General features: G+C 61.7%; 22 protein-coding genes. 3 read left to right on the top strand and 19 right to left on the bottom strand.

Annotated features, from left to right (window positions below; genetic code table 11):
• Positions 1–107 precede the first annotated feature (107 nt).
• The 9 genes from AB4Y87_RS08575 to coaD all read right to left on the bottom strand — a co-directional run bounded on the left by AB4Y87_RS08575 (position 108) and on the right by coaD (position 6,804).
• The gene (locus AB4Y87_RS08575; protein ID WP_442003943.1) at positions 108–1,145 is read right to left on the bottom strand and encodes a hypothetical protein; all 1,038 of its coding nucleotides are present in this window, start codon (positions 1,143–1,145) and stop codon (positions 108–110) included.
• Complete coding sequence (locus AB4Y87_RS08570) at positions 1,142–2,383, bottom strand: MFS transporter (RefSeq protein WP_442003993.1); 1,242 nt, start codon at positions 2,381–2,383, stop codon at positions 1,142–1,144. Before AB4Y87_RS08570 ends, AB4Y87_RS08575 begins: the two co-directional genes overlap by 4 nt.
• 86 nt (positions 2,384–2,469) lie before the next feature.
• On the bottom strand, positions 2,470–3,186 hold the full coding sequence (locus AB4Y87_RS08565; protein WP_442003942.1) for a hypothetical protein: 717 nt from the start codon (positions 3,184–3,186) through the stop codon (positions 2,470–2,472).
• A complete protein-coding gene (locus tag AB4Y87_RS08560; RefSeq protein WP_442003941.1) occupies positions 3,183–3,617 on the bottom strand; it encodes a hypothetical protein in 435 nt (144 codons plus the stop codon). The genes AB4Y87_RS08565 and AB4Y87_RS08560 overlap by 4 nt, the downstream gene beginning before the upstream one ends.
• Before the next feature lie 46 nt (positions 3,618–3,663).
• A complete protein-coding gene (mutM, locus tag AB4Y87_RS08555) occupies positions 3,664–4,620 on the bottom strand; it encodes a bifunctional DNA-formamidopyrimidine glycosylase/DNA-(apurinic or apyrimidinic site) lyase (RefSeq protein ID WP_442003940.1) in 957 nt (318 codons plus the stop codon).
• A 19-nt stretch (positions 4,621–4,639) separates the two neighbouring features.
• On the bottom strand, positions 4,640–5,350 hold the full coding sequence (gene rnc, locus AB4Y87_RS08550; RefSeq protein ID WP_442003939.1) for a ribonuclease III: 711 nt from the start codon (positions 5,348–5,350) through the stop codon (positions 4,640–4,642).
• A gap of 23 nt (positions 5,351–5,373) precedes the next feature.
• A complete protein-coding gene (gene rpmF, locus AB4Y87_RS08545; protein ID WP_011775139.1) occupies positions 5,374–5,577 on the bottom strand; it encodes a 50S ribosomal protein L32 in 204 nt (67 codons plus the stop codon).
• Between the two features lie 33 nt (positions 5,578–5,610).
• The gene (locus AB4Y87_RS08540) at positions 5,611–6,138 is read right to left on the bottom strand and encodes a YceD family protein (protein WP_224090813.1); all 528 of its coding nucleotides are present in this window, start codon (positions 6,136–6,138) and stop codon (positions 5,611–5,613) included.
• Between the two features lie 183 nt (positions 6,139–6,321).
• Positions 6,322–6,804, bottom strand: coding sequence for a pantetheine-phosphate adenylyltransferase (coaD, locus tag AB4Y87_RS08535; RefSeq protein ID WP_442003938.1), 483 nt, complete (start codon positions 6,802–6,804; stop codon positions 6,322–6,324).
• 35 nt (positions 6,805–6,839) lie between these two features.
• On the opposite strand from coaD, the gene AB4Y87_RS08530 reads away from it, so the two are divergent.
• Together AB4Y87_RS08530 and AB4Y87_RS08525 are read left to right on the top strand one after the other, a co-directional pair.
• Positions 6,840–8,090: an aminotransferase class I/II-fold pyridoxal phosphate-dependent enzyme gene (locus tag AB4Y87_RS08530; RefSeq protein ID WP_442003937.1), complete on the top strand. Its 1,251-nt coding sequence runs from the start codon at positions 6,840–6,842 to the stop codon at positions 8,088–8,090.
• The gene (locus AB4Y87_RS08525) at positions 8,087–8,896 is read left to right on the top strand and encodes a spermidine synthase (protein WP_442003992.1); all 810 of its coding nucleotides are present in this window, start codon (positions 8,087–8,089) and stop codon (positions 8,894–8,896) included. The genes AB4Y87_RS08530 and AB4Y87_RS08525 overlap by 4 nt, the downstream gene beginning before the upstream one ends.
• Here the strand turns inward: AB4Y87_RS08525 and rsmD are convergent.
• The 4 genes from rsmD to thiL are packed head-to-tail and all read right to left on the bottom strand — an operon-like array spanning position 8,893 to position 13,931.
• Positions 8,893–9,459: a 16S rRNA (guanine(966)-N(2))-methyltransferase RsmD gene (gene rsmD, locus AB4Y87_RS08520; protein WP_442003936.1), complete on the bottom strand. Its 567-nt coding sequence runs from the start codon at positions 9,457–9,459 to the stop codon at positions 8,893–8,895. The two genes, AB4Y87_RS08525 and rsmD, sit on opposite strands and share 4 nt — an antisense overlap.
• Before the next feature lie 54 nt (positions 9,460–9,513).
• Positions 9,514–11,769 (bottom strand): ATP-dependent DNA helicase RecG, encoded by a 2,256-nt coding sequence (locus tag AB4Y87_RS08515; RefSeq protein ID WP_442003935.1) that lies wholly within the window; start codon positions 11,767–11,769, stop codon positions 9,514–9,516.
• Positions 11,759–12,862 (bottom strand): DAK2 domain-containing protein, encoded by a 1,104-nt coding sequence (locus tag AB4Y87_RS08510; RefSeq protein ID WP_442003934.1) that lies wholly within the window; start codon positions 12,860–12,862, stop codon positions 11,759–11,761. Before AB4Y87_RS08510 ends, AB4Y87_RS08515 begins: the two co-directional genes overlap by 11 nt.
• A gap of 22 nt (positions 12,863–12,884) precedes the next feature.
• On the bottom strand, positions 12,885–13,931 hold the full coding sequence (thiL, locus tag AB4Y87_RS08505) for a thiamine-phosphate kinase (protein WP_442003933.1): 1,047 nt from the start codon (positions 13,929–13,931) through the stop codon (positions 12,885–12,887).
• A 134-nt stretch (positions 13,932–14,065) separates the two neighbouring features.
• Between thiL and AB4Y87_RS08500 the strand changes: the two genes are divergently transcribed.
• Positions 14,066–14,575 carry a DUF3515 family protein gene (locus AB4Y87_RS08500; protein ID WP_442003932.1) on the top strand — a complete coding sequence of 170 codons (510 nt, stop codon included), beginning with the start codon at positions 14,066–14,068 and terminating at the stop codon, positions 14,573–14,575.
• Positions 14,576–14,602: 27 nt separating this feature from the next.
• Here AB4Y87_RS08500 and AB4Y87_RS08495 read toward each other — a convergent pair whose 3' ends face one another.
• The 6 genes from AB4Y87_RS08495 to leuC all read right to left on the bottom strand — a co-directional run bounded on the left by AB4Y87_RS08495 (position 14,603) and on the right by leuC (position 21,228).
• Positions 14,603–15,742, bottom strand: coding sequence for a D-alanine--D-alanine ligase family protein (locus AB4Y87_RS08495; protein ID WP_442003991.1), 1,140 nt, complete (start codon positions 15,740–15,742; stop codon positions 14,603–14,605).
• Positions 15,742–16,794, bottom strand: coding sequence for an NAD(P)H-dependent glycerol-3-phosphate dehydrogenase (locus tag AB4Y87_RS08490; RefSeq protein WP_442003931.1), 1,053 nt, complete (start codon positions 16,792–16,794; stop codon positions 15,742–15,744). The genes AB4Y87_RS08495 and AB4Y87_RS08490 overlap by 1 nt, the downstream gene beginning before the upstream one ends.
• The gene (locus tag AB4Y87_RS08485) at positions 16,791–17,624 is read right to left on the bottom strand and encodes a lysophospholipid acyltransferase family protein (protein ID WP_442003930.1); all 834 of its coding nucleotides are present in this window, start codon (positions 17,622–17,624) and stop codon (positions 16,791–16,793) included. The genes AB4Y87_RS08490 and AB4Y87_RS08485 overlap by 4 nt, the downstream gene beginning before the upstream one ends.
• 11 nt (positions 17,625–17,635) lie before the next feature.
• On the bottom strand, positions 17,636–18,961 hold the full coding sequence (murA, locus tag AB4Y87_RS08480) for a UDP-N-acetylglucosamine 1-carboxyvinyltransferase (RefSeq protein WP_216923873.1): 1,326 nt from the start codon (positions 18,959–18,961) through the stop codon (positions 17,636–17,638).
• A 206-nt stretch (positions 18,962–19,167) separates the two neighbouring features.
• Positions 19,168–19,767, bottom strand: a complete 600-nt coding sequence (gene leuD / locus AB4Y87_RS08475; protein WP_431115552.1) for a 3-isopropylmalate dehydratase small subunit — start codon at positions 19,765–19,767, stop codon at positions 19,168–19,170.
• A 9-nt stretch (positions 19,768–19,776) separates the two neighbouring features.
• On the bottom strand, positions 19,777–21,228 hold the full coding sequence (gene leuC, locus AB4Y87_RS08470; protein ID WP_442003929.1) for a 3-isopropylmalate dehydratase large subunit: 1,452 nt from the start codon (positions 21,226–21,228) through the stop codon (positions 19,777–19,779).
• Between the last annotated feature and the right edge of the window lie 58 nt (positions 21,229–21,286).

Raw genomic sequence — 21,286 nt, 5'->3', positions numbered from 1 at the left:
TGCTAACGTCCGGCCCCCTGAACTTCAGGGCCGGACGTTAGCATTTAACGTCAGAGTTAACCTCGGCACTTGCACGGGCACAGCACGCCCGCCTCTCACCATCACGGTCAGCGGACTACGCTGGGCGACCACGCATGGGGGATAAACAGGCTCGGCTGTGATGCCGGATCAGTCGCCAGCTTCCAGATGTTGCTGTCGCCGGGGGTGTTTTCGTCGGCCAATCCGTAAAGCACGTTTTGGTTGTCCAACCATTCGATTTGGTCATCCACGCTTCGCTTCTCGGAAAGGACAGTTTCCTGTCCTGTAGCCAAGTCAAGCAGTGCTACCTTCCAGTGCGCAGTCAACGGCCCGCCGTCGTTCTTTTTGTAGGCAATCCGTGTGCCATCCGGTGAGATGGACGGACACTCGACGTTATCGTGGACCGCAGTCAGGGTCTTGGCCGACAAGCTGCCGCGAACAAGCCAGATACGCCCGGCAGACGCCGCAGTGGCGTAGAAAGTGTCACTTTGTCCGGGTACGAAGGTAACCCCCCAGATGTTTCTGTCCGTAGCCTGCAAGCGCTCGCCGTTGACTATCAGGGCGAAGTCCTCCAGATTCCCCGAACCACCTGAACCACTTGCAGTGAAGTTGATTTCAGTAGCGGTGGAGAACCCGGCAGTCGCATAAGAATGGCCTGTGACGAAGACAGTGGTGGCAATCATGGACCCGTCCGGACTGATCCGCGTTCGGCTCGGTATTCCTGGAACGGGCCACGCCCGCTGCTGTTGCCAGTCGCGATCCAGGACAGCGGCTTCGAAGGCAGTCACGAGGCCGCGGTTCGTTTTGAGGCAAATTACCGTGGACGCGGTGCCGTAGACCCTGTCGCAGGCCTGCTCGCTCACTGCGCGTGTGCCGTCGGGAGAGGACAACGGTACGGTAGCGGCATTACCGTAGCCCTGTCCGCCTGCCGTGTTCCGAAAAAGGACGAACGGAACAGCCGGCAACGGCTGGCCGGCGCTGACCCCTACGGACGGGGCGGCAGTGCGGCTCTCCTCAAATCGCAGATAGGCGCCAACTGCATAAATACCCGCCGCCGCAAGCACAACTGCCGTTACCGCAAGGAGAATGCCCCACCGTAGCCTTCCGCCAATGAAGGTAGCGCTCATTCGTTGGCCAGCTTGGGCCTGGCTCCAGGCAGAATGAAGGCGACTGCCACTACTGCACATGCCAACAACGCTCCCGCGGCAACCATGGCTGTGGAGGCACCTACTGCGTACCAGAGAACGCCAAAACCGGCCGAGGCCGTCATCCTGCTCAAAGCAACCACGGTCTGTGCGGAGGCGATACCTGTGGCCAGCTTCCCTGGAGGAGTCAACTGGCTGGCCAAGGCCGCCAGCACCCCGTCAGTTGCTGCGTAGAATCCGCCAAGAAGGATCAGGCAGCCCACAGTGCTCCATAGGCCACCGAAAGGCGCCGCAGCCAGGAAGTAGCAGGCAAGCAGGGCAATGTGGCCGCCCACGAAGACCGGGACCCTGCCCACGCGGTCGGCCAGCCGCCCCAGTGGAATCGCAAACGCCAGGAACACAATGTTGGTTCCGACGAAAAGCAACGGAAACCACTGCACCGCAAAGGAATCCCTGTCCTGCAGCACGAGGTAGATGAAACCGTCACCAATGGTCAGCAAGCCAAGGAGACCCGCAGAGATCAATAACTTGCCCAGGCCCGGCTCCCGCAGGTGGCTCCACGAGAACGCGAAGATCCGAGGCCGTTGCTTCCGGGAGTCGGCTGTTTGTTCGGCGTCGGTGGTGGCTTTGATCCCTCTCAGCCCATCCGCCCGAAGGTCCGGCACCACCAGCCCCAGAACTGCAACGCCGATGATCGCAAAAGCCAGGGACACCACAAAAACGGTGCTGAAGCCATTGGGGATCATCAGCAGCACGAGGAAGGCAATCATTGGCCCTGCGGCGGCCCCGATGTTGTCCAACATTCTGTGGACGCCAAAGGAACGGGCCAGGTGTTCGGGTTGCGCTGAAACAGTGATGAGCGCATCACGTGGAGCCGTGCGAATGCCTTTGCCGATCCTGTCTCCGGTCACAATGGCCGCTACCGCCCAGAACCCTCCTGCGAACAGGAAACCTATCCTGGCGAGCATGGACAACCCGTAGCCGGCCAAGGCGATGCGTTTCGGATGTCCGCTGCGGTCCGCGGCCCAGCCCGCCGCGATCCTGACAATTGCACTTGCGCCTTGGTTAATGCCGTCGATGAATCCGAAGGCGATGGTTGAAAGGCCCAGGAATCCTGTCACATACAGCGGGAGGATTGCCGTTACAGACTCCGATGACACATCCGTCACCATGCTGACCAGGCCGAGCCACAAGATGACCGGGGACAAACGAAACGGCACCTCGCTGGATAGTGCCGTTGTGGCTCCCCGGGGTTTTTCCCGTTTGCCACCGCTACGATCCGAAAGTGAGATGTACATACGCGCCCCTAGTCCGCCGTCGTGTGCAGGGTGCCCAAAAGCTGGAAGCGTGAAACGCCCGTTCCCGTCACCGAAACTGACACCGTCACGGTGTCCGTGCCACGCACGAACCTCGCGGCGACAGCTCCGTCAGGCGCAGGCGCGTCCTCGGACCAGAAGCCTTGCCCGACCAATGACTGGCGGAAGGCTCCCAGAACGTCCTCCTGGGACGTGCCCACGATCCCGTCCGCCGTCAGCTGCAGGACATTGCCTGAAGTGGAGATGCTGGTGGAGCCCACCGTGGTCCCGGCTGGCATGGTCACAACGCTGCTGGGCCAGCCCTCTACCACCGAGCCCTTCGCTGTGCCCGGTTTCGGCAATGGACCAGTGATGAGTGGGGCCGGTGCAGACGGCACCGGGAGCCCGGTGGGCGTGGCTGTCACGGGCGGCAGGACCTCCAGCGGCTTGGCTGCTGTTCCGCCGTCGCCTGAACCGTTACCTGAACCGTCACCCGCACCGCCCGTTGGGCTGCTTGCCGAACTGCCCGACGTCGGGCTGCCGGAGGGAGGCGCACTGGCGTTGCCGGAAGAGTTGCCGTTCGAGGGATCCCCGCCAGGACTCGGAGATGCCGAGCTCTGGGCAGTTGCCGGTCCGGGTTTGGAGGCCATCTGGTCCAGGACGAGAGCTACCGCGGCGATGAGGACGGCGAGGCAGATGCCCGCGATCACCAGGCGCCGCGCCATCATGGCTTGCCCGGACTTGCCGCGCCGCCGAGGAACTCGTGGGCCTTCGCCTCAAGCCCGTCATCGACGAAATCGTAAATGAAGGATGCCAACCAGATCACCACGGTAGCGCCGATCCAGCCGAAGATGCCGTTGATGGTGAAACCGTTGGAAAAGATGCTTGTTACCAGAAGAATTGCCAGGGTGGCCAGGAGTCCCGCAGCCACCGTCAGGGCCTTGCTGAGGATCCACGTGCGCCTGTCCGCCCGCTGCTCGTGGCGACGGTGGAAAAGGGCCAGAATCAAGGGTTTGACGAAAAGAGTGGCCGCCGTGAACACCACGACGGCCCAAAGAAACCCGGCTCCCAAACGGACTCCGGGAAGAACTGACGCCACCCACAACGTGATGGCGTTGAAAACCAATGCGATGGCGATCCGAACCGCCAAGCTTTTCATGGGGACAGTCTGCCATTGCGATCCGGATTCCGGAACAGTTTCGGCCTTACCAACGCCCGTTTCTCGGCCGTGGCTGACAAACGGGACACGTGTAGGAAGATCGGTTCATGAATTGCTCACGTTTGATGATGGAGTGCAGGCCTGCTGCTTCACAGCGGCTGCACAACTCGCCGGCGCGTCCGTAGGCATTGAGCGAGCGAGCGAAGTACCCCGAATCGCCGTTGACGTTGACATATAAGGAGTCAAAGCTCGTGCCTCCAGCGGCCAATGCCGCCTCCATGACCTCTTGGGCAGCCTGCACAAGCCGGGCGGCATCACCGCGTCGCAACGTGTCCGTAGGCCTTGCGTAATGGAGGCGGGCGCGCCAGAGGGCCTCGTCCGCATAGATGTTGCCGATCCCTGAAATCACCGACTGGTCCAGCAACGCCCGCTTCAGGCCTGTTTTTCGGCTCTTGACCTTGCGGTAGAACGTGTCGAAGGAAAAGCAGGGGTCCAGCGGGTCCCTGGCAATGTGGGCGGCTTCCTCGGCGATCTCGGGCAGGGGCGTTTCGCCCAAGCCTCCAGGGCCGCCGTCGGGAGTTGGCACCAGGGACGTCACGAACAGGCCGCCGAAAATGCGCTGGTCCACAAATCGCAGTTGCTCAGGCATGCCCTCCACGGCGCCAAGGCAAATTCTGACTTTGAGATGCTTCTCGTCAGGGACATGGGGGTCTTGCATGAGCAGTTGTCCGCTCATGCCCAGATGAGCCATCAGCGCTACCTTGGGTAGCGTGCTGTCAACGGAATCCGAGTTGTCCATGGCCAGCGGCATCCAGAGGAACTTGCCCCGGCGGACGACGTCCATCACCGTGGCGTGCTCAAGATTCCCAATGAAGTCCTCTGTGCCAAGGCCATGCCTGCGGATCGAACGGGGGTCAAGGACGTCAACCCCAGTAATGGTGCGGCCACGGACCCAGCGGGCCAGGCCACGGCGAACGACTTCTACTTCGGGAAGTTCAGGCATGGGATTTGTGGACTCCGCTTCAGGCGGAAGCAGGTCCAGCAGGAGCTTGGTCCAGGGCAGTCAGGGCACGCCAGGCATCAGCGGCAGCTTCTTGCTCGGCTTCCTTCTTCGAGTGCCCAGCGCCGCGACCATAAGGAGTCCCGCCAATGTTCAGGACGGCCTCGAACGTACGGGCATGGTCCGGTCCCGAGCCTTCCACGGCATAGTGGATTGCTCCGAGCTGGCGGCTGGCAGTCAGCTCCTGGATGCTCGTCTTCCAGTCGGTACCGGCTCCAAGGGCGCCGGCATCCTTCAGGAGCGGGCCCACAAGGCGCATCACCAGCTTTCGTGCCGTCTCGATGTCGTTGGAGAGGTATGTCGCGCCAATGAGCGCTTCCATCGTGTCCGCGAGGATCGAGGCCTTGTTCTTGCCGTCCGTAAGCTTCTCGCCCTGCCCGAGGTAAATGAACTCGCCCACGCCAAGCTCGCGCCCAATGCCGGCGAGGGCACGAGTACTCACGACGGCGGATCGCCGCTTTGCGAGCTCACCTTCAGGCAGCGCGGGGTTCTCGCGGTAGAGCGAATCGGTCACAGAGAACCCCAGAATGGAGTCGCCAAGGAACTCGAGACGTTCATTGGTGGGAATCCCACCGTTCTCATATGCGTATGAGCGATGTGTCAGAGCAAGACGAAGCGTCTCGGTGTCAATGGAGACACCGAGACGCTTCAGAAGCTCTTCAGTTGAAGACATCCTTTGTCAGCCTATTGGGCAGATTAGGCGTCTGCTACCTTGCGGCCCTTGTATTCAAGGAACAGCGCGGTGCCGGCAGAGTCAGTGACGACCTTTGCCTGGTGCGGCAGGCTGTAAGTAACCTGACCGTTTTCGATGGTCTTGACCAAGTTGGGGGCAGTTGCCTTCCACTGGGCACGGCGGGCGCGTGTGTTTGCGCGAGACATTTTCCGCTTGGGAACAGCCACGGCTATCTCATTTCTCTCTTAGTCCAACACTTACTAATCAGTTTGCCGGTCAGTCTTAGCCAGATCAGCTAGGGCAGCCCAGCGAGGGTCAATGACCTCGTGGTGGTGCCCCGGCTCGTCTTCCAGGCGTGCTCCACATTCGGAACAAAGGCCCTGGCAGTCTTCCCGGCACACCGGCTGGAACGGCAGCATAGTGACAACTGCGTCCCGCAACACCGGCTCAAGATCGATCAGATCGTGCTCGACTCGACGTTGCTCTTCATCGTCTTCTTCGTCCGAAAGCTCAACGCCTTCATAGAAGAAAAGTTCTTGCACATTGACTTCAAGGTCATACGCAAGGGGATCCAGGCATCGACCGCATTCGCCGGTTACTTCGACGATTACGGATCCTGATACCAGAATTCCTTCGTGTACGGCCTCAAGGCGAAGATCCAGCTCGACATCCGAGCCTTCCTTCACGCCAATGAGCGCCACACCAAGGTCACTTGGCGCAGGTACATGTTCGTTGAGTGTCCGCATGGTCCCTGGACTGCGTCCAAGGTCCTTGACTACCAGCGCCAAGGGCGAACTTGCATCTCGCTTAATGAGAACTCCTGTAGAACATATGACCGACGTACCATCTTAGCCTGATCAAGCCTGAGGACTCAAACCGGCGCCGGGCGCGCGAAGAGCGCCATGGTTTCAGCTGGGATCCACCGCAAGAAGCTGCGAGGTACCTATCAAGACTACCCCCTTCCGGGAGGCTTACGTTCCAGACTCGCCAGCGAGGAGGCGCTTCAACACAGATTTCGGTACGAAATCGGAAATGTCGCCACCCAATACACTGACCTCTTTGATTAAGGTGGAGGAAAGGTGCACGTAGTGTGCTTCTGCCGGCAGGAAGACAGTTTCGACGCCGGTAAGCTGACGATTCATGGTGGCCATCGGCAATTCGTAGTCAAAGTCCGAGGACGAGCGGAGGCCCTTGACGATGGCCGAAACACCCCGATGCCGGCAGTACTCGGCCAACAGTCCCTCCCCCATTGGCTCAACGATGATGCCTCGCAGGGACGCCAGCGTCTCCCGGGCCATCTCCATCCGGTCTTCGAGGCTGAAGCGGTACTTCTTGGCGTAATTGGTGGACACGGCCACGATGACTTCGTCAAACAGCCCCGCTGCCCTCGCGATGACTTCGAGATGTCCGTTGTGGATAGGGTCAAAGGATCCAGGGCATACCGCACGTCTCATGACACGAACCTACCCCATAGCTTCACCGGGATACCATGGCTGACATGTCACCAGCAGGCAGCACTTTACCGCTCAACACAACGGCCCATGCCTCCGCACCATGGCAGCGGGCCGCCACTGGCGCGAACCTGCTTTCACCTGACGGAAACCTCGGAGTGACCATCTTCGAGGAGATGACCACCTTGGCAATCTCCTCCGGCGCCATCAACCTCGGACAGCGCTTCCCCGACGAGGACGGCCCCGCGGAGATCAAAGCCGCAGCGCAGGCAGCCATCGCCGCAGGAGCGAACCAATACGCGCCCGGCAAGGGCATTACGGAGTTGCGGGAAGCCGTCGCGGAACACCAACACCGCTTTTATGGGCTCGCTCCGGATCCGCAGACGGAAATCATCATTACGACGGGCGCCACGGAAGCCATAGCTGCGTCACTTCTGGCCTTCATCCAGCCCGGCGACGAAGTCCTCACCTTCGAACCGTTCTACGACTCCTACGGAGCCATCATCGGATTGACGGGAGCGCAACATGTCACCGCTCCCCTGCTCGCTCCGGACTTCCTTCCGGACCTCTCCAGACTGGAAGAGGCCTTCAGCAGACGCACCAAGGTGGTGCTCCTGAACAACCCGCACAATCCCACCGGCGCCGTTTTCCCCCAGGAGGTCCTGGCAAAGGTGGTTGAGCTGGCCACAAAGTACGGCGCCATCATTGTCAGCGACGAAGTCTACGAGCACCTCACCTTCGGCGTAACGCATATTCCTGTCTCTTCCCTTCCTGGTGCTGCCGAACGGACCCTCACAATTTCTTCTGCAGGAAAGACCTTTTCCTTCACAGGGTGGAAGATTGGCTGGCTCAGCGGACCCGAGGACCTGGTTGCAGCGGTCCGCACCGTCAAACAATTCCTGACATACAGCTCGGGCACGCCGTTCCAGAGTGCCATCGCCGTGGGCCTTGCGCTTCCTGACACCTTTTACGCGCATATAGCCCAGACACTGCGACGCAAACGTGACATCCTCTCCGAGGGCCTTCGCGCTGCAGGATTCGACGTCTTCACGCCGAACGGTACGTACTTCGTTAACGTCGACACAGAACCCCTGGGCATCAGGGACTCCGTGGACCTGGCCCGCCGGTTACCCGGCCTGGTAGGTGTCGCCGCGATCCCGGTGCCCGTTTTTTGCCATCCGGAAGGAGCAGAACGGACCCGCAGCCTGTTGCGTTTCGCCTTCTGCAAAAAAACCAGTGTCCTCGAAGAAGCGGCCGAACGACTGGCCACGCTCAAGGACCTGCTCTGAACCGCAACGACGCCGGCCGCAAGGACTCCGGCAGCCATCACGCCACGCGTTTCCTGCGGACCACAGGGCAGCACGCAACTGTTGATGCCGATACGCTCATTGAAGGCAGCTATATCCTCAGCATCGGTGGCGCTGAACAATCCCATGTGAATCTGGCCAACCCCAGGGAGATCTTCTACGAATATCTTCGCAGGATCGGTCATGTGGTGGATCTGGCTGCAGAGCCGGGTGAGCCACTCTCCGTGCTCCATCTCGGCGCCGGCGCCCTGACCTTGGCCCGTTACATCCAGGCCACGCGGCCAGGTTCGGACCAGTATGCCGTGGAACTCGAACGCGAACTGCTGGACTTCGTCCTGCAAAAGCTCCCCGTGCCGGAGGGCACGCGGCTGCACACGCACATAGGGGACGCACGCGAGGCACTGGCCGAACTTCCCGCGAACCTGAGGTTCGACGTCGTCATCCTTGATATCTTCTCCGGGCCAGAAGCACCAGCCCACATCGCGTGCAGGGAGTTTTATGAAGAGGCTGCAGCCCGCCTCCTGCCCAACGGCGTACTGATTGTGAACGTAGGCGATGAATCGGCGCTAACGCTGGTGCGTAGCCAGGTAGCAGCACTTCGGCAGGCCATGGCTGACGTTGTCGCATTTGCCGAGACGGGAATGTTCGCCGGGCGCTACCCCGGCAACATCATCCTGGTGGGCACCCGAACGCCATGGCCGGCAGCGTGGAGCAGCGCATTACTCGCGCGAGGCCCGCACCCGGCAACAGTTCTCCACGGCGTGGACCTGGACAGAATTTCGGACTAGGACGGTTCAGCGAACCATAGCTTGGTCTCGCCGTACTTCTTGTCAGCGAAACATTCAAGCGCTTCAGGCCAGGCCGGTTCGGGACTCCTGGAGGACCTCTCCACCACCACAACTGCGCCTTCATCCAGATGGGGCGACAATTTGGCCAGCACGGCACTCAATGCTGGTTCGTCCAGCGGATATGGCGGATCCAGGAACACCAGGTCCCACACATCGCGCCCTGTGGCGCGCTCCAGGAAAGACTCCACCTTGGATCGATGGACTGACACTTTCTTGCCGCCCAGGATTTGGTTGACCAAGTCCGCGTTGCGCTGGCAAGAGTCGCTGGCCTTGGCATCGAATTCCACCAGATCCACGCTGCGGGCACCCCGGCTGGCGCTCTCCACACCCAGGGCTCCGGAGCCCGCATAGAGATCCAGCACCCGGGAATCGTCGATGACAGCCAAGGACTCCAGCCGGGAAAACAGCGCTTCCTTAACACGGTCCGTCGTGGGCCGCGTTGCGGTCCCGGGCACGCTCGTGAGCGGATTGCCGCCAGCAACCCCGGCAATAATCCGGCTCACAGGGCCTCTCCGCTGCCGATGCCCGACTGGTCGCCGATACCATCTGGGGATTCTCTAACCGCGTTCAAGGAACGCCTCCTTTTCAGGGTTCAAGTATTCTTCAATGGCCGCGGCCAGGACCGGTTGGTGTCCCAATGCCGGGTCCTGGGCCACCATGTCCTGTGCGTCTGCACGCGCACGGGCAATCAGATCTTCATGCTCCAGGACACGCAGCAGCTTAAGCGTGGACCGCCCACCTGATTGTGAGGCGCCGAGGATATCGCCCTCACGGCGGAGTTTCAGGTCTTCCTGGGAGAGCTCGAACCCGTCGGTGGTGGACGCAACAGCGTCCAGTCTTCGACGGCTCGGGTGCCCCGGCTCCAAAGTAGTGACCAGCAGGCAAGTCCCTGGCAGGCCGCCACGGCCAACCCGGCCGCGAAGCTGGTGGAGTTGGGAAATACCAAAACGATCGGCGTCCAGGATGACCATCAGGGTGGCATTATGAACATCGACACCCACCTCGATGACCGTGGTGGAGACCAGCACCTTGGTCTGGTTTGCCGCGAACGATGCCATGGTTTCGGTTTTAAGCAGCGGCTCCTGACGGCCGTGGAGGGGCGCCACGGGCACCCCGGCCATGGACGGCTCCTGCATCAGGCTTTCGACGACGGCCGTCACCGAAGCGAGCTCGCGGGCCGGACCTTCGTCCGAGAGTTCGGCATCACTTGGTTCCGACTCTCCTGGGCTGAAGTCGCCGTCGTCATCGGACCCGATTTTGGGACATACAACGTAGACCTGATGACCGGCGTCGACTTCTTCCCGCGATCGTTTCCAGATTCGATCCGCCCAGCCGGGGTTCTCCGCAAGCCCCACAACATGAGTGGAAATGGGTGCCCGCCCAGCGGGGAGTTCATCGAGGATGGAGGTCTCAAGATCGCCGAACACGGTCATCGCCACTGTGCGGGGAATCGGCGTAGCGGTCATAACCAGCAGATGCGGCGGACGTTGGGCCTTGGCGCGCAGGGCGTCACGTTGCTCCACGCCGAAGCGATGCTGCTCGTCCACCACGATCAAGCCGAGATCCTGGAAACTGGTTTTGTCGCTCAACAGAGCGTGGGTGCCGATCACGATGCCGGCGTTCCCTGAAGCGGCGTCGAGCATGGCCTGCTTTCGCGCCGCCGTAGGCATGGACCCGGTCAGCAGGGTCACCTGGACGCCAGCCTTGCCGGCATCGGCACCAAGCATGCCGGCACCACCGAACATATGATCGCGGGCCAGTGGACCCAGGGTCCTGCGGATGGAATCGAAATGCTGTGCGGCCAAAACCTCAGTGGGCGCCAGGAGTGCCGCCTGTCCTCCTGCATCAACCACCTGCAGCATCGCTCGCAGCGCGACAATAGTCTTTCCCGAGCCGACCTCACCCTGCAGGAGCCGATTCATGGGGGTGTCCTGGCCAAGTTCTTCGGAAAGCGTCTTTCCCACCGCTGTCTGGCCAGCAGTGAGCGTGAAAGGCAGGTTCCGGTCAAACTCTTCCAGCAGGCCGCCGCTGACCGGACGTCGGGCAGTGGCCTCCTCTGCAGCAAGCTGGGCACGGCGTCTCGCCAATGCCGCCTGCAGCACCAGCGCCTCCTGGTAGCGGAACCGTTCCTGCGCCCGCTGCCAGTCCTTGGCAGTCTCAGGCGAGTGGATCAGGCGATAAGCATCAGCCACGCTGAGCAGTCCGTCCCTGCTGACGATTGACTCCGGGAGCGGGTCCGCCAGGGCGTCGAGGTCCAAAGTTTGCAGCAACGCCGTAATCACTTTGTGGATGGACCAGCTTGTCAGCTTTGCCGTTGCGGGATAGACAGGGATAGGCATGGCTGCCAGCTTTTCCGGGTCCATGGAGCCGTCAGCATCCGGATCCTCATCCAGCAACAGGAAGTCCGGATTAGTCAGCCCCAAGGCGCCCCCGTATCGGGTCACCTTCCCGGAAAACATTGCACGGCGTCCCGGAAGGAGCTCCGCCTTGGCCCGGAATCCATTGAAGAAACTGACTTTCAAAGTGCCAGGAACGTGGCTTCCACCGGCTTCATCGGTCACCACGACGTCAGTGATGGAACCCCGCCGGGCACGCATTTGACGGGTGCTGTTGGACAGAACCCGCGCAATCAACGTGACTTCCTCGTCCAGGGGAAGGTTGCTGATGGGAGTAAGTTCGCCCCGGCTCAAATACCTGCGCGGAAAGTAGTTCAGAAGGGCGCCGGTTGTCTTGAGGCCAAGGTGCTTGTCAATGACGGATGCCGAACGCTTGCCGATCCTGCGTTCCAGAGGCAGTTCCAGCTCAGTATTCATGCCGTGACTGGCCCGGGATGCTGCTGGGTTCTGCAGTTTGTGTTGCTTCCTGATGCCGGTGCCCGTCTTCAGAATCGCGGTGCCCGTCTTCAGAATCCCGGGACCCGTCTTCAGAGTCACGAGGTAGGGCAAGCTGACTGACGGCAATGTCCGTTGGCTCCCCCAGAGACCGGATGAGCGCCACTGCCGGCGCGGGATCAGGTACGTGGACATGAACCCGCCAACGATAACTGGCTTCAGCAGTGGATTCGTCGTCGTCGTCGGGATGGTGGCCTGTATTGCCAACCTGGCTCATGATGACGGAATCACCCATCTCGTCCAGGCGTTGGCGCAGCACGGCCGCGTCCAATGGCGAAAGGCTGATGGTACACATGACTTCCACGCCGTCGTCGGCCGGCATCTGCTGGTGGATGTGCGGATCCTGCAACTGGTAGCCGTGGAGGCCATCAAGGAGCTCATCCTGCAGTTCTTCGCCGAGCACTGCGGAACGGAGACAGTCCAGCACCAGCAACATACCTACACCGCCGGCGTCCACCACATGCGCCGCCTGCAGGGGTGCGAGTTCATCCTCTGTGCGTACGACGGCTTGAAAGGCAGCTTCCACCACAGCATCCAAGGCGAGGCCCAGTGCGTGGTTGCTGTCATCACCGTTCTGCGCAGAATCCGCCGCTTGGGCTGCATGGGCTGCTGCTTCAAGGACGGACAGCATGGTTCCGGAGACCGGTTCGCTCAAGGCCGACCATGCCCGGATCTGGGCCCTATTAAGGGCCGTGGCCAGCAGCGGGGCACTCAGGCGCGCTTTTCCGGCCAGCGGCTCCGCCGCAGCGCACAGGAAGACAGCAAAAAGGGTGCCGGAGTTGCCCCTTGCCTGTTCCATGGCGGCCTGACCAGCGCGTGACAGCACAGCACCGACGTCGTTACCGGCCTCGATGGCGTCAGGAGCGGTGCCGGCCAACGCGGACACAGCCGCGCGCGCGGTGAGGTAAAGGTTGGTTCCAGTATCGCCGTCGGCGACGGGGAAGATGTTGATCGCGTTCAGGCGGTCGCTATGGTTGCCAAGGACCACCTCTGTCTTGCCGAGCCAACGTTTCATGGCGTGCGCATTCGCGGCGATCTTAGTCTGCAAAATGATCCCATCCCACGGTGTCAGCAGCTTGCCCGGCAATCCGGACGCCGCTGCCTTGAGACTGGACAACGGCTTGAACTGAGCCTATCGCAGTGAAGCCCTGCGGCAGCTGAATTCCCGCTGGGAACGTAGCCAGCAGTCCATGGTCTTCTCCCCCGCCCAGAACCCACGGCATGGAATCAACGCCCAGCAAGGCGGCAGCTGGTTCCAGCGGAAGTGCGTGCGTCTTCAAAGCAAGGACGTCAAAGTCCAGGATGACGTCGCTGGCAGCAGCGAGCCTTCCGCCGTCGCGCAGCAACCCATCCGAAATGTCCATCATTGCTGTTACGCCCGAACGTGCGGCAAGCGGCCCGGCGGCCAACGGCGGCAAGGGCCGGCATTGGCTATCCAACAGGGCACGCTGTTCAGCTGAGAGGTCGGTTAAGGTGACATCGCTTTCCAACAGCGCCAGACCGGCGGCAGCACGCCCGAGAGTGCCTGCCACTGCCACAACGTCTCCCGGTTTCGCCCCTGAACGCAATACGGGCGCCCGTCCAGCCAAAGTACCGACGACGGCGACAGTCACCGCGATCTCCCGGCCACGGCCCAGGTCTCCCCCGGCGACGGAGCAATCAGGAACCCCCAGCCCGATAATTCCAGCGGTGAGGCCATCCGCAAAGTCCTCAACCCACTCCACTGATGTAGCGGGCGGCATGGTCAGGCTCACCACCAGCGAGGTTGCCGTTCCGCCCATGGCGTTGATATCGCTAAGGTTCTGCGCCGCAGACTTCCATCCGACGTCGTATCCTGTGGTTCGATAGCCGTTGTTCCACTCCAGCCGGAAGTCCTGGTCCTGGGTCTGGGTATCGATCGAAATCAGTGCGCGGCCGTCCGGGACGGCAACCAGGGCGGCGTCGTCGCCAGGACCCAGCAGGACGCTGGGGCTGCTGTTCAGGCGAGGGAAGATCCGGGCAAGGAGCTCGGACTCCGAGAGATCCGCGACTGTTGGACATTCTTCGTATGGATGTTTTACGTCGGATGGCTGTTTTGGGGGCACGGCTCTACGCTATCGCGGCACACCGACAAAACAGTGACGCAGCCTGTACAGCACGGACCACCGGCAATGTGACCCTCGCAACTGGTGCACCAACCGCACGCCAGGCGGCAGCGTGGGCGGGATAGGCTGGACTGATGCACCGAAAGACCCTCCCGCGGACAGCCGTGGCCTTCAGCTTGGCCGCAGCGTCCGTCCTCGCAGTATCAGCCTGCGCCCCCATTGTGGACGTCACGCCGGCAACCGACGCCGCCAATCCGGCCTGCGCCCCCATGATGGTGGCGCTCCCGGACAAGATCGGAGATGCCGCACTCCGCAAGACCAACAGCCAGGCCACTGCTGCGTGGGGCGATCCCTCCCAGATCATCCTGCGTTGCGGTGTCAACGTCCCTGGGCCAACCACTGACCGCTGCGTCAGCGTGAATGACATCGACTGGGTGATCAAAGAAGACGATGGCGTCTACACCCTGACTACTTTTGGACGCGAGCCGGCGACGGAAATCCTCGTGGATCCGGTCAAATTGGAAGCCGCCAACATCAGCTCCGCCACAGTCCTCACCGAACTTGCGGCCGCCGCTGGCAAGATCAAAGCCACGCGCCACTGCGTAGGCCAGGAAGACCTGCAGAACCTGCCGACCACCAAGTAGCGGGTACTCTGCCGCTACTTGTTGGGGTTACCGCAGGCCCGTTTTGCGGGTCAGGGCCAAGTGAATGAGTTCGTCGATCAGCTCGGAATACGCCAAGCCGGAAGCCGCCCACATCTGCGGATACATGCTCTTGGGGGTGAAGCCTGGCATGGTGTTGATTTCGTTAATGATCAGCTCCCCCGCGGGCGTGTAGAAGAAGTCCACACGGCTCAGGCCCTCCGCGCCCACGGCGTCGAAGGCGGCAGCGGCCAATTCCCGGACGCGGGCAATGGCCTCATCCGGCATATCAGCGGGGCAACTCAGCGCAGCAGCACCGTCGTCGACATATTTGGCAGCAAAGTCGTAGAACTGGTGTTCGCCGATAGCCACCGCGATTTCGCCGGGCATGGACGTACGGGGCGCGTCTGTGCCCCGGCCTTGCAGGACAGCGCACTCGATTTCGCGCCCGACGATGCCGGCTTCGATGACCAACTTCAAATCGTGGCGGCGGGCTTCCTCGATGGCCGTATCCAGGCCCTCCAAGGAATCCACTTTGGAGATTCCCATGGAAGAGCCAGCGCGGGCAGGCTTGACGAAGACCGGGAAACCGAGCTTGTCCACCCGCTTGCGGACAGCCTCGGCATCCGTGAGCCATTCGCGGTCCGTGACGGCGATGTAGGGCCCCACTGTCAGTCCAGCGGCTTCAAAAACTACCTTCATGAAGTGCTTGTCCATGCCCACTGCCGAGGCGAGCACTCCGGCACCAACATAGCGTGTGTCGGATAGCTCCAGGAGGCCCTGGACCGTTCCATCCTCGCCCCAAGGGCCATGGAGCAAAGGAAAGACGACGTCCACGGAACCGAGTTCCTCGGGAATGGCATTCGGCGCGGTCACGATGAGCTGATGCTCGCCGCCCACCTCTGCCAAGGTGACAGTCCGGTCCGACGGCGATACTTCAGGAAGTGCCGACGAGCTCAAGGACCACTGGCTGGTGTCCCCCGATGCAAGGACCCACTGTCCGGACTTGGCAATACCAATGGGCACGACGTCGTATTTGCTCTTATCAATGGCACCCATGACGCCTGCCGCCGTCACGCAACTAACAGCGTGCTCGCTGGAACGTCCGCCGAACAGGACCGCCACGCGGGGTCGACGGCCGGTTACGGGGGTGGATTCTTCAGTCACAATCAGTAGTCGCCTTCGGACTTCAGGGCCCGGGCCAGCAATCGCGGCCCCAGGTCATCAACGGACATTTTGCCTTCAAGCACCGCCACAACGGCGGCCGTAATGGGCATTTCGACGTTCAGTTTGCCCGCCAATTCATGCACGGCAGGGCCGGATTTAATGCCTTCTGCGGTTTGCGTCATCTGTTCGGCCACCTGCTCCAGGCTCAGCCCCTCGCCCAACAGCCTTCCAGCTGTGTGGTTTCGTGAGAGGGCAGAGGAGCATGTCGCAACGAGGTCGCCGAGCCCCGCCAGACCGGCCATGGTGTGAGCCTCGCCTCCCAGGGCAAGGGCAAGGCGGGAGGTCTCGGCGAGGCCCCGCGTGATGACTGACGCTTTGGTGTTGTCACCCATCTGGCGTCCCTCACAAATGCCCACAGCCAGGGCAATCACATTCTTGACGATCCCGCCGATCTCTACGCCCACAACATCGGTGCTGGTGTAAGGACGGAAGTACGGTGCGGTGCAGCAGAGTGCGATTGCGGCGGCGGTATCGGCGTCACTGCAAGCAACCACAGACGCAGTGGGTTGTTCCCTGGCAATCTCCATGGCGAGGTTGGGTCCGGAGACCACCACCACACGTGATTCCGGGATGCCAAGCTCCTGGGCGATCACCTCGCTCATGCGTGCGTCAGTCCCCAGTTCCAGGCCCTTCATCAGCGACACGACAATTGCGTCCGGTGCGAGCAGGCGCTTCCACTCTCCCAACTGGGGCCGCAGCGATTGGGCCGGCACGGCCAGAACCACGAGGCCGGCATCCTGCAGAACCTCAGCAACATCCGTCGAGGCGGTGACTGCGTGGGGAAGTTCGATGTCCTTCAAGTACTGCTCATTGCGGTGATCCGCGTTGATCTGATCCACGACTCGGGCGCGGCGCCCCCAAATCCGAATCCTCCGCTCCACCCCGGCAGTGGCAGCGGCATCGGCAAGGATCTTGGCGAACGTAGTTCCCCAAGAACCTGCGCCAAGTACAGCTACGGTGTCCGGAGCGGGGAGAGGGCTTTCAATAACCGTCATTTGCCGCCCTCCGATTCCGGATCCTCAAGAGATGCTTCCTTGTCAGCGGGTTCTGCAGCCTTTTCAGGCGCGGCACCCCGTGCAGCGTTTGAACCGCGCTCCACGAACCGGCCATGTTTGGCCTGCTTATGAACGGCCGGATCCCAGCGTTCGGCGGGCGGCTGCTCACCGCGGAGGGTTGCCAGCAGCTCGGTGACCGCCTCCATGATGACGTCTGTAGCTTCGGACAGCGTGGCCCGGTCCATGGGCCGGTCCGCGAAAGCGCTCAGATCCACGGGCTCACCTACCAGAACCCTGACGGTCTTTCGAGGAAAGACATGGAAACGCTTGGCGTACCTGGGAAAAACCTCATGGGCACCCCAGTGGGCCATCGGAACAACCGGTGCACCTGTCTGCAATGCCAAGCGGGCAGCGCCGGTGTGCCCCTTCATCGGCCACAGGTCCGGATCCCGGGTCAGGGTTCCCTCGGGGTAGATAATGATGGCGCCTCCGGCGTCCACCACCTCTTTGGCGATTTGCAGCGAGCGGTTCGCTCCCGCCGTCGAGCGTTCAACCGGAATCTGGTTCGTCGCCCGCAGCAAGGCTCCCAACACAGGTGCTTTGAAGAGGCCTGCCTTCGCGAGGAAGTGCGGAGGACGCTTCAGGTTGTAGAGCATGTGCCCGATCACGACGGGATCAATTTCAGTGCAGTGGTTCGGTGCTGCGATGAATCCACCCGCGGGGAGCTTCCCAGTGCCCTCCCACTTCTTGCCCATCAGGAGGTTCATCAACGGACGCGCCATGCCCGCCAGGAGCATGAACGTAGCCCGGCTCTTCGCCGATTCCTTCAAAGGGTCCCCCGCTACTTGGTGGTGATGATGTCGAAATCGGCGCCCAGGCCAGCGAGCTTCTCCGTAAAGCGCTCATATCCGCGGTTGATGATATCGATGCCCGTGACCCTGGAGGTGCCGGTCGCGGCCAAAGCTGCAATGAGGTGGCTGAAGCCGCCACGAAGATCGGGGATGTCAATCTCGGTCCCCCGCAGCGGCGTGGGACCGGAGATCACGGCAGAATGTAGGAAGTTCCGCTGGCCGAAGCGGCAGGGGACGCTGCCAAGGCACTCACGGTGGACCTGGATGTTTGCACCCATCCGGGCCAGGGCATCGGTGAACCCGAAACGGTTCTCATAGACCGTCTCATGCACAATCGACACGCCCTCCGCCTGGGTCAAAGCGACCACCAGGGGCTGCTGCCAGTCAGTCATGAAGCCGGGGTGAACATCCGTCTCCAGGACCAGCGGGGAAAGCTTGCCTCCGGGGTGGTAGAAACGGATGCCGTCGTCTCCAATATCCATGCCGCCCCCCACCTTGCGGTAGGTGTTCAGGAAAGTCATCATGTCCCGCTGCGAAGCACCTTCAACAAAGATGTCGCCACGCGTGACCAACGCGGCCGAAGCCCAGGACGCCGTCTCGTTCCGGTCCGGAAGCGCCCGGTGGTTGTAGCCACCCAGGTCCTTGACACCCTCGATGCGGATGGTGCGGTCAGTCTGGACGCTGATGATGGCGCCCATCTTCTGCAGCACTGCGATGAGGTCTATGATCTCCGGTTCCGTTGCCGCGCCGCTGAGTTCCGTGATTCCTTCCGCACGCGTAGCACTCAGCAATACTTGCTCGGTGGCGCCGACGGACGGATACGGGAGGGAGATCTTAGCGCCATGCAGGCCGTTGGGCGCGGAGATGTGGATGCCGCCGGGTCGTTTTTCCACAACCGCCCCAAACTGGCGCAGGACGTTCAGGTGGTAGTCGATAGGTCGATCGCCAATTTTGCAGCCACCAAGGTCCGGAATGAAGGCCTCTCCGATCGCGTGGATCAGGGGGCCGCACAGCAGGATCGGAATGCGCGAATCCCCGGCATGCGCGTCAATGGCCGTACTGGATGCCGTTTTGGCGTCTTTGGGATTCAAGGTCAGATCGCCCGTGGCGGGGTCCTTGACCACCGTCACCCCGTGGAGCTTCAGCAGGCTGGTAACAACCTCCACGTCCTTGATTTCCGGCACGTTCCGAAGCACTGATGGTTCGCTGCCCAGCAACGCCGCCACCATGGCCTTGGGCACAAGGTTCTTGGCACCGCGAACGGTCACTCGCCCTGTCAACGGGACGCCACCGCGGATTGTCAGAACACTACTCATCTATACCGGTTTCCTCACGACTACTCGCCCCCCATACTTACAAAGGCTCCAGCTAAGCATAGAAGCTCGGGTTACCTAACCGAAATGGAGCCACCGCGTGCCGGGCAGATCCGGTGCCCATCAATCCTCCTAAAAAAGGACCGGTGAGCCCACCCTAAGGGGCCCACCGGTCCTGGTTCCGCAGCATTCAGCCGCCGACGAATTTGTCAGCTTTTCGCCGGAAGTGTCTTCGGTTTAAAGGAAGGCCGCGTGGCCTCATAGGCGGTGATGTCTTCCTCGTGCTGCAAGGTCAGCCCGATGTCATCCAGGCCTTCCAGGAGGCGCCAGCGGGTATAGTCGTCGATCTCGAACGGAGCCACGACATTGCCGCATTCCACGGTCTTGGAGACCAGGTCTACCTTGACCTCAGTGCCAGGGCTGTTTTCCAGGACCTTCCAGATGAGCTCGATGTCATCCTGTGCCACCTGGGCTGCCAGCAGTCCCTGCTTACCTGAGTTACCGCGGAAAATATCGGCGAAACGCGAGGACAACACAGCTTTGAAGCCGTAGTCCTTCAACGCCCAGACAGCGTGCTCACGGGAGGAACCCGTCCCAAAATCGGGGCCCGCCACCAGCACGGAGCCGGACTTGAACGGTGCCTGGTTGAGGATGAACGATTCGTCCTTGCGCCATGCCGCAAAAAGGGCGTCTTCGAAACCTGTGCGCGTGATGCGCTTGAGGTAGACCGCGGGGATGATCTGGTCGGTATCCACGTTGCTCTGGCGCAGCGGAACACCGATGCCGGTGTGGGTGGTGAATGCTTCCATGGGATCCTCCTAGACTGCGATTCCGGTCAATGTGCCAGCAGAAGCCGGCTCAAGGTCCGACGGCGAGCTCAACGTTCCGCGAACAGCTGTCGCGGCAGCCACCACGGGTGAGACAAGGTGCGTACGGCCACCCTTGCCTTGGCGGCCCTCAAAGTTGCGGTTGGACGTCGATGCGCAGCGCTCTCCCGGTTCCAGTTGGTCCGGGTTCATGCCCAGGCACATCGAGCAACCGGCGAAACGCCATTCGGCACCGAAATCCTTGAAGACTTTATCCAGGCCCTCGGCTTCGGCTTCGAGGCGGACACGGGCAGAGCCCGGAACTACGAGCATGCGAATATCCGGGTCCTTCTCGCGGCCACGGATGATGTCAGCGGCAGCACGCAGGTCCTCAATACGGGAGTTGGTGCAGGAGCCCAGGAACACCGTATCCACGCGGATGTCTTTCATGGGGGTGCCGGCTGCCAAACCCATGTACTGGAGGGCGCGCTCGGCGGCAGCCTTGGCATTTTCGTCGCCAAAGTCCTCGGGGGACGGAACCTTGGCTGAGAGCGAAACGCCCTGGCCGGGGTTGGTGCCCCAGGTGACGAACGGCTCCAGGGTGTTCGCATCGAGGTCCACTTCGACGTCGAACGTCGCGTCGGCGTCAGTGTGCAGCGTGTTCCAGTACTCGACGGCGGCGTCCCAGTCAGCACCCTCGGGCGCATGCGGACGTCCCTGCATGTAGTCGTAGGTGATCTGGTCCGGAGCCACCATGCCTGCACGAGCGCCGGCTTCGATGGACATGTTGCAGATGGTCATGCGGGCATCCATCGATAGCGCCCGGATGGCGGATCCACGGTATTCCAGGACGTAGCCCTGTCCCCCACCGGTACCGATCTTGGCAATGACGGCCAGGATGATGTCCTTTGCCGTAACGCCAGGGCGGAGCGTCCCCTCAACGTTGATGGCCATCGTCTTGAATGGCTTCAAAGACAGTGTCTGGGTTGCCATGACGTGCTCGACTTCAGAGGTTCCGATACCCATGGCCAGCGCACCGAAGGCGCCGTGAGTAGAGGTGTGCGAGTCGCCGCACACCACCGTCATGCCCGGCTGGGTGAGACCCAACTGCGGACCCACGACGTGCACGATGCCCTGCTCCTTGTCGCCGAGCGAGTGCAGGCGGACGCCGAACTCCTTGCAGTTGGCGCGCAGGGTTTCAATCTGGGTGCGGCTGGTGAGGTCCGCAATGGGCTTGTCGATGTCCAGCGTGGGAGTGTTGTGGTCCTCCGTGGCAATGGTGAGGTCGGTGCGGCGGAGCTTGCGGCCAGCCAGGCGGAGCCCCTCGAAAGCCTGCGGGGAGGTCACTTCGTGGACCAAGTGCAAGTCAATGAAAAGAAGGTCGGGCTGGGCATTGGCTCCTTCGCCTTCACCCTTGCGCACTACGTGTGCGTCCCAGACTTTCTCGGCCAGTGTCTTTCCCACGGCCTTGCTCCCTTCACTGAAGTTGGATGTTCATCCACTGAACTGTTCTTCTAACCAC

It is taken from the genome of Paenarthrobacter sp. RAF54_2 (genome assembly GCF_052113945.1).
In the GTDB taxonomy this organism is placed as follows: Bacteria; Actinomycetota; Actinomycetes; order Actinomycetales; family Micrococcaceae; genus Arthrobacter.
This window is presented reverse-complemented; position numbering and strand designations above follow the sequence as displayed.

Bases quoted from the DNA above. Each gene is read 5' to 3' on its own strand.
- AB4Y87_RS08490 (WP_442003931.1), bottom strand. From the start codon at position 16,794: ATGACGGTTATTGAAAGCCCTCTCCCCGCTCCGGACACCGTAGCTGTA.
- rnc (WP_442003939.1), bottom strand. From the start codon at position 5,350: ATGTCTTCAACTGAAGAGCTTCTGAAGCGTCTCGGTGTCTCCATTGAC.
- AB4Y87_RS08500 (WP_442003932.1), top strand. From the start codon at position 14,066: ATGCACCGAAAGACCCTCCCGCGGACAGCCGTGGCCTTCAGCTTGGCC.
- AB4Y87_RS08515 (WP_442003935.1), bottom strand. From the start codon at position 11,769: ATGAATACTGAGCTGGAACTGCCTCTGGAACGCAGGATCGGCAAGCGT.
- coaD (WP_442003938.1), bottom strand. From the start codon at position 6,804: ATGAGACGTGCGGTATGCCCTGGATCCTTTGACCCTATCCACAACGGA.
- murA (WP_216923873.1), bottom strand. From the start codon at position 18,961: ATGAGTAGTGTTCTGACAATCCGCGGTGGCGTCCCGTTGACAGGGCGA.
- mutM (WP_442003940.1), bottom strand. From the start codon at position 4,620: ATGCCTGAACTTCCCGAAGTAGAAGTCGTTCGCCGTGGCCTGGCCCGC.
- AB4Y87_RS08560 (WP_442003941.1), bottom strand. From the start codon at position 3,617: ATGAAAAGCTTGGCGGTTCGGATCGCCATCGCATTGGTTTTCAACGCC.
- AB4Y87_RS08510 (WP_442003934.1), bottom strand. From the start codon at position 12,862: ATGAAACGTTGGCTCGGCAAGACAGAGGTGGTCCTTGGCAACCATAGC.
- leuD (WP_431115552.1), bottom strand. From the start codon at position 19,767: ATGGAAGCATTCACCACCCACACCGGCATCGGTGTTCCGCTGCGCCAG.
- AB4Y87_RS08530 (WP_442003937.1), top strand. From the start codon at position 6,840: ATGGCTGACATGTCACCAGCAGGCAGCACTTTACCGCTCAACACAACG.
- AB4Y87_RS08565 (WP_442003942.1), bottom strand. From the start codon at position 3,186: ATGATGGCGCGGCGCCTGGTGATCGCGGGCATCTGCCTCGCCGTCCTC.
- AB4Y87_RS08575 (WP_442003943.1), bottom strand. From the start codon at position 1,145: ATGAGCGCTACCTTCATTGGCGGAAGGCTACGGTGGGGCATTCTCCTT.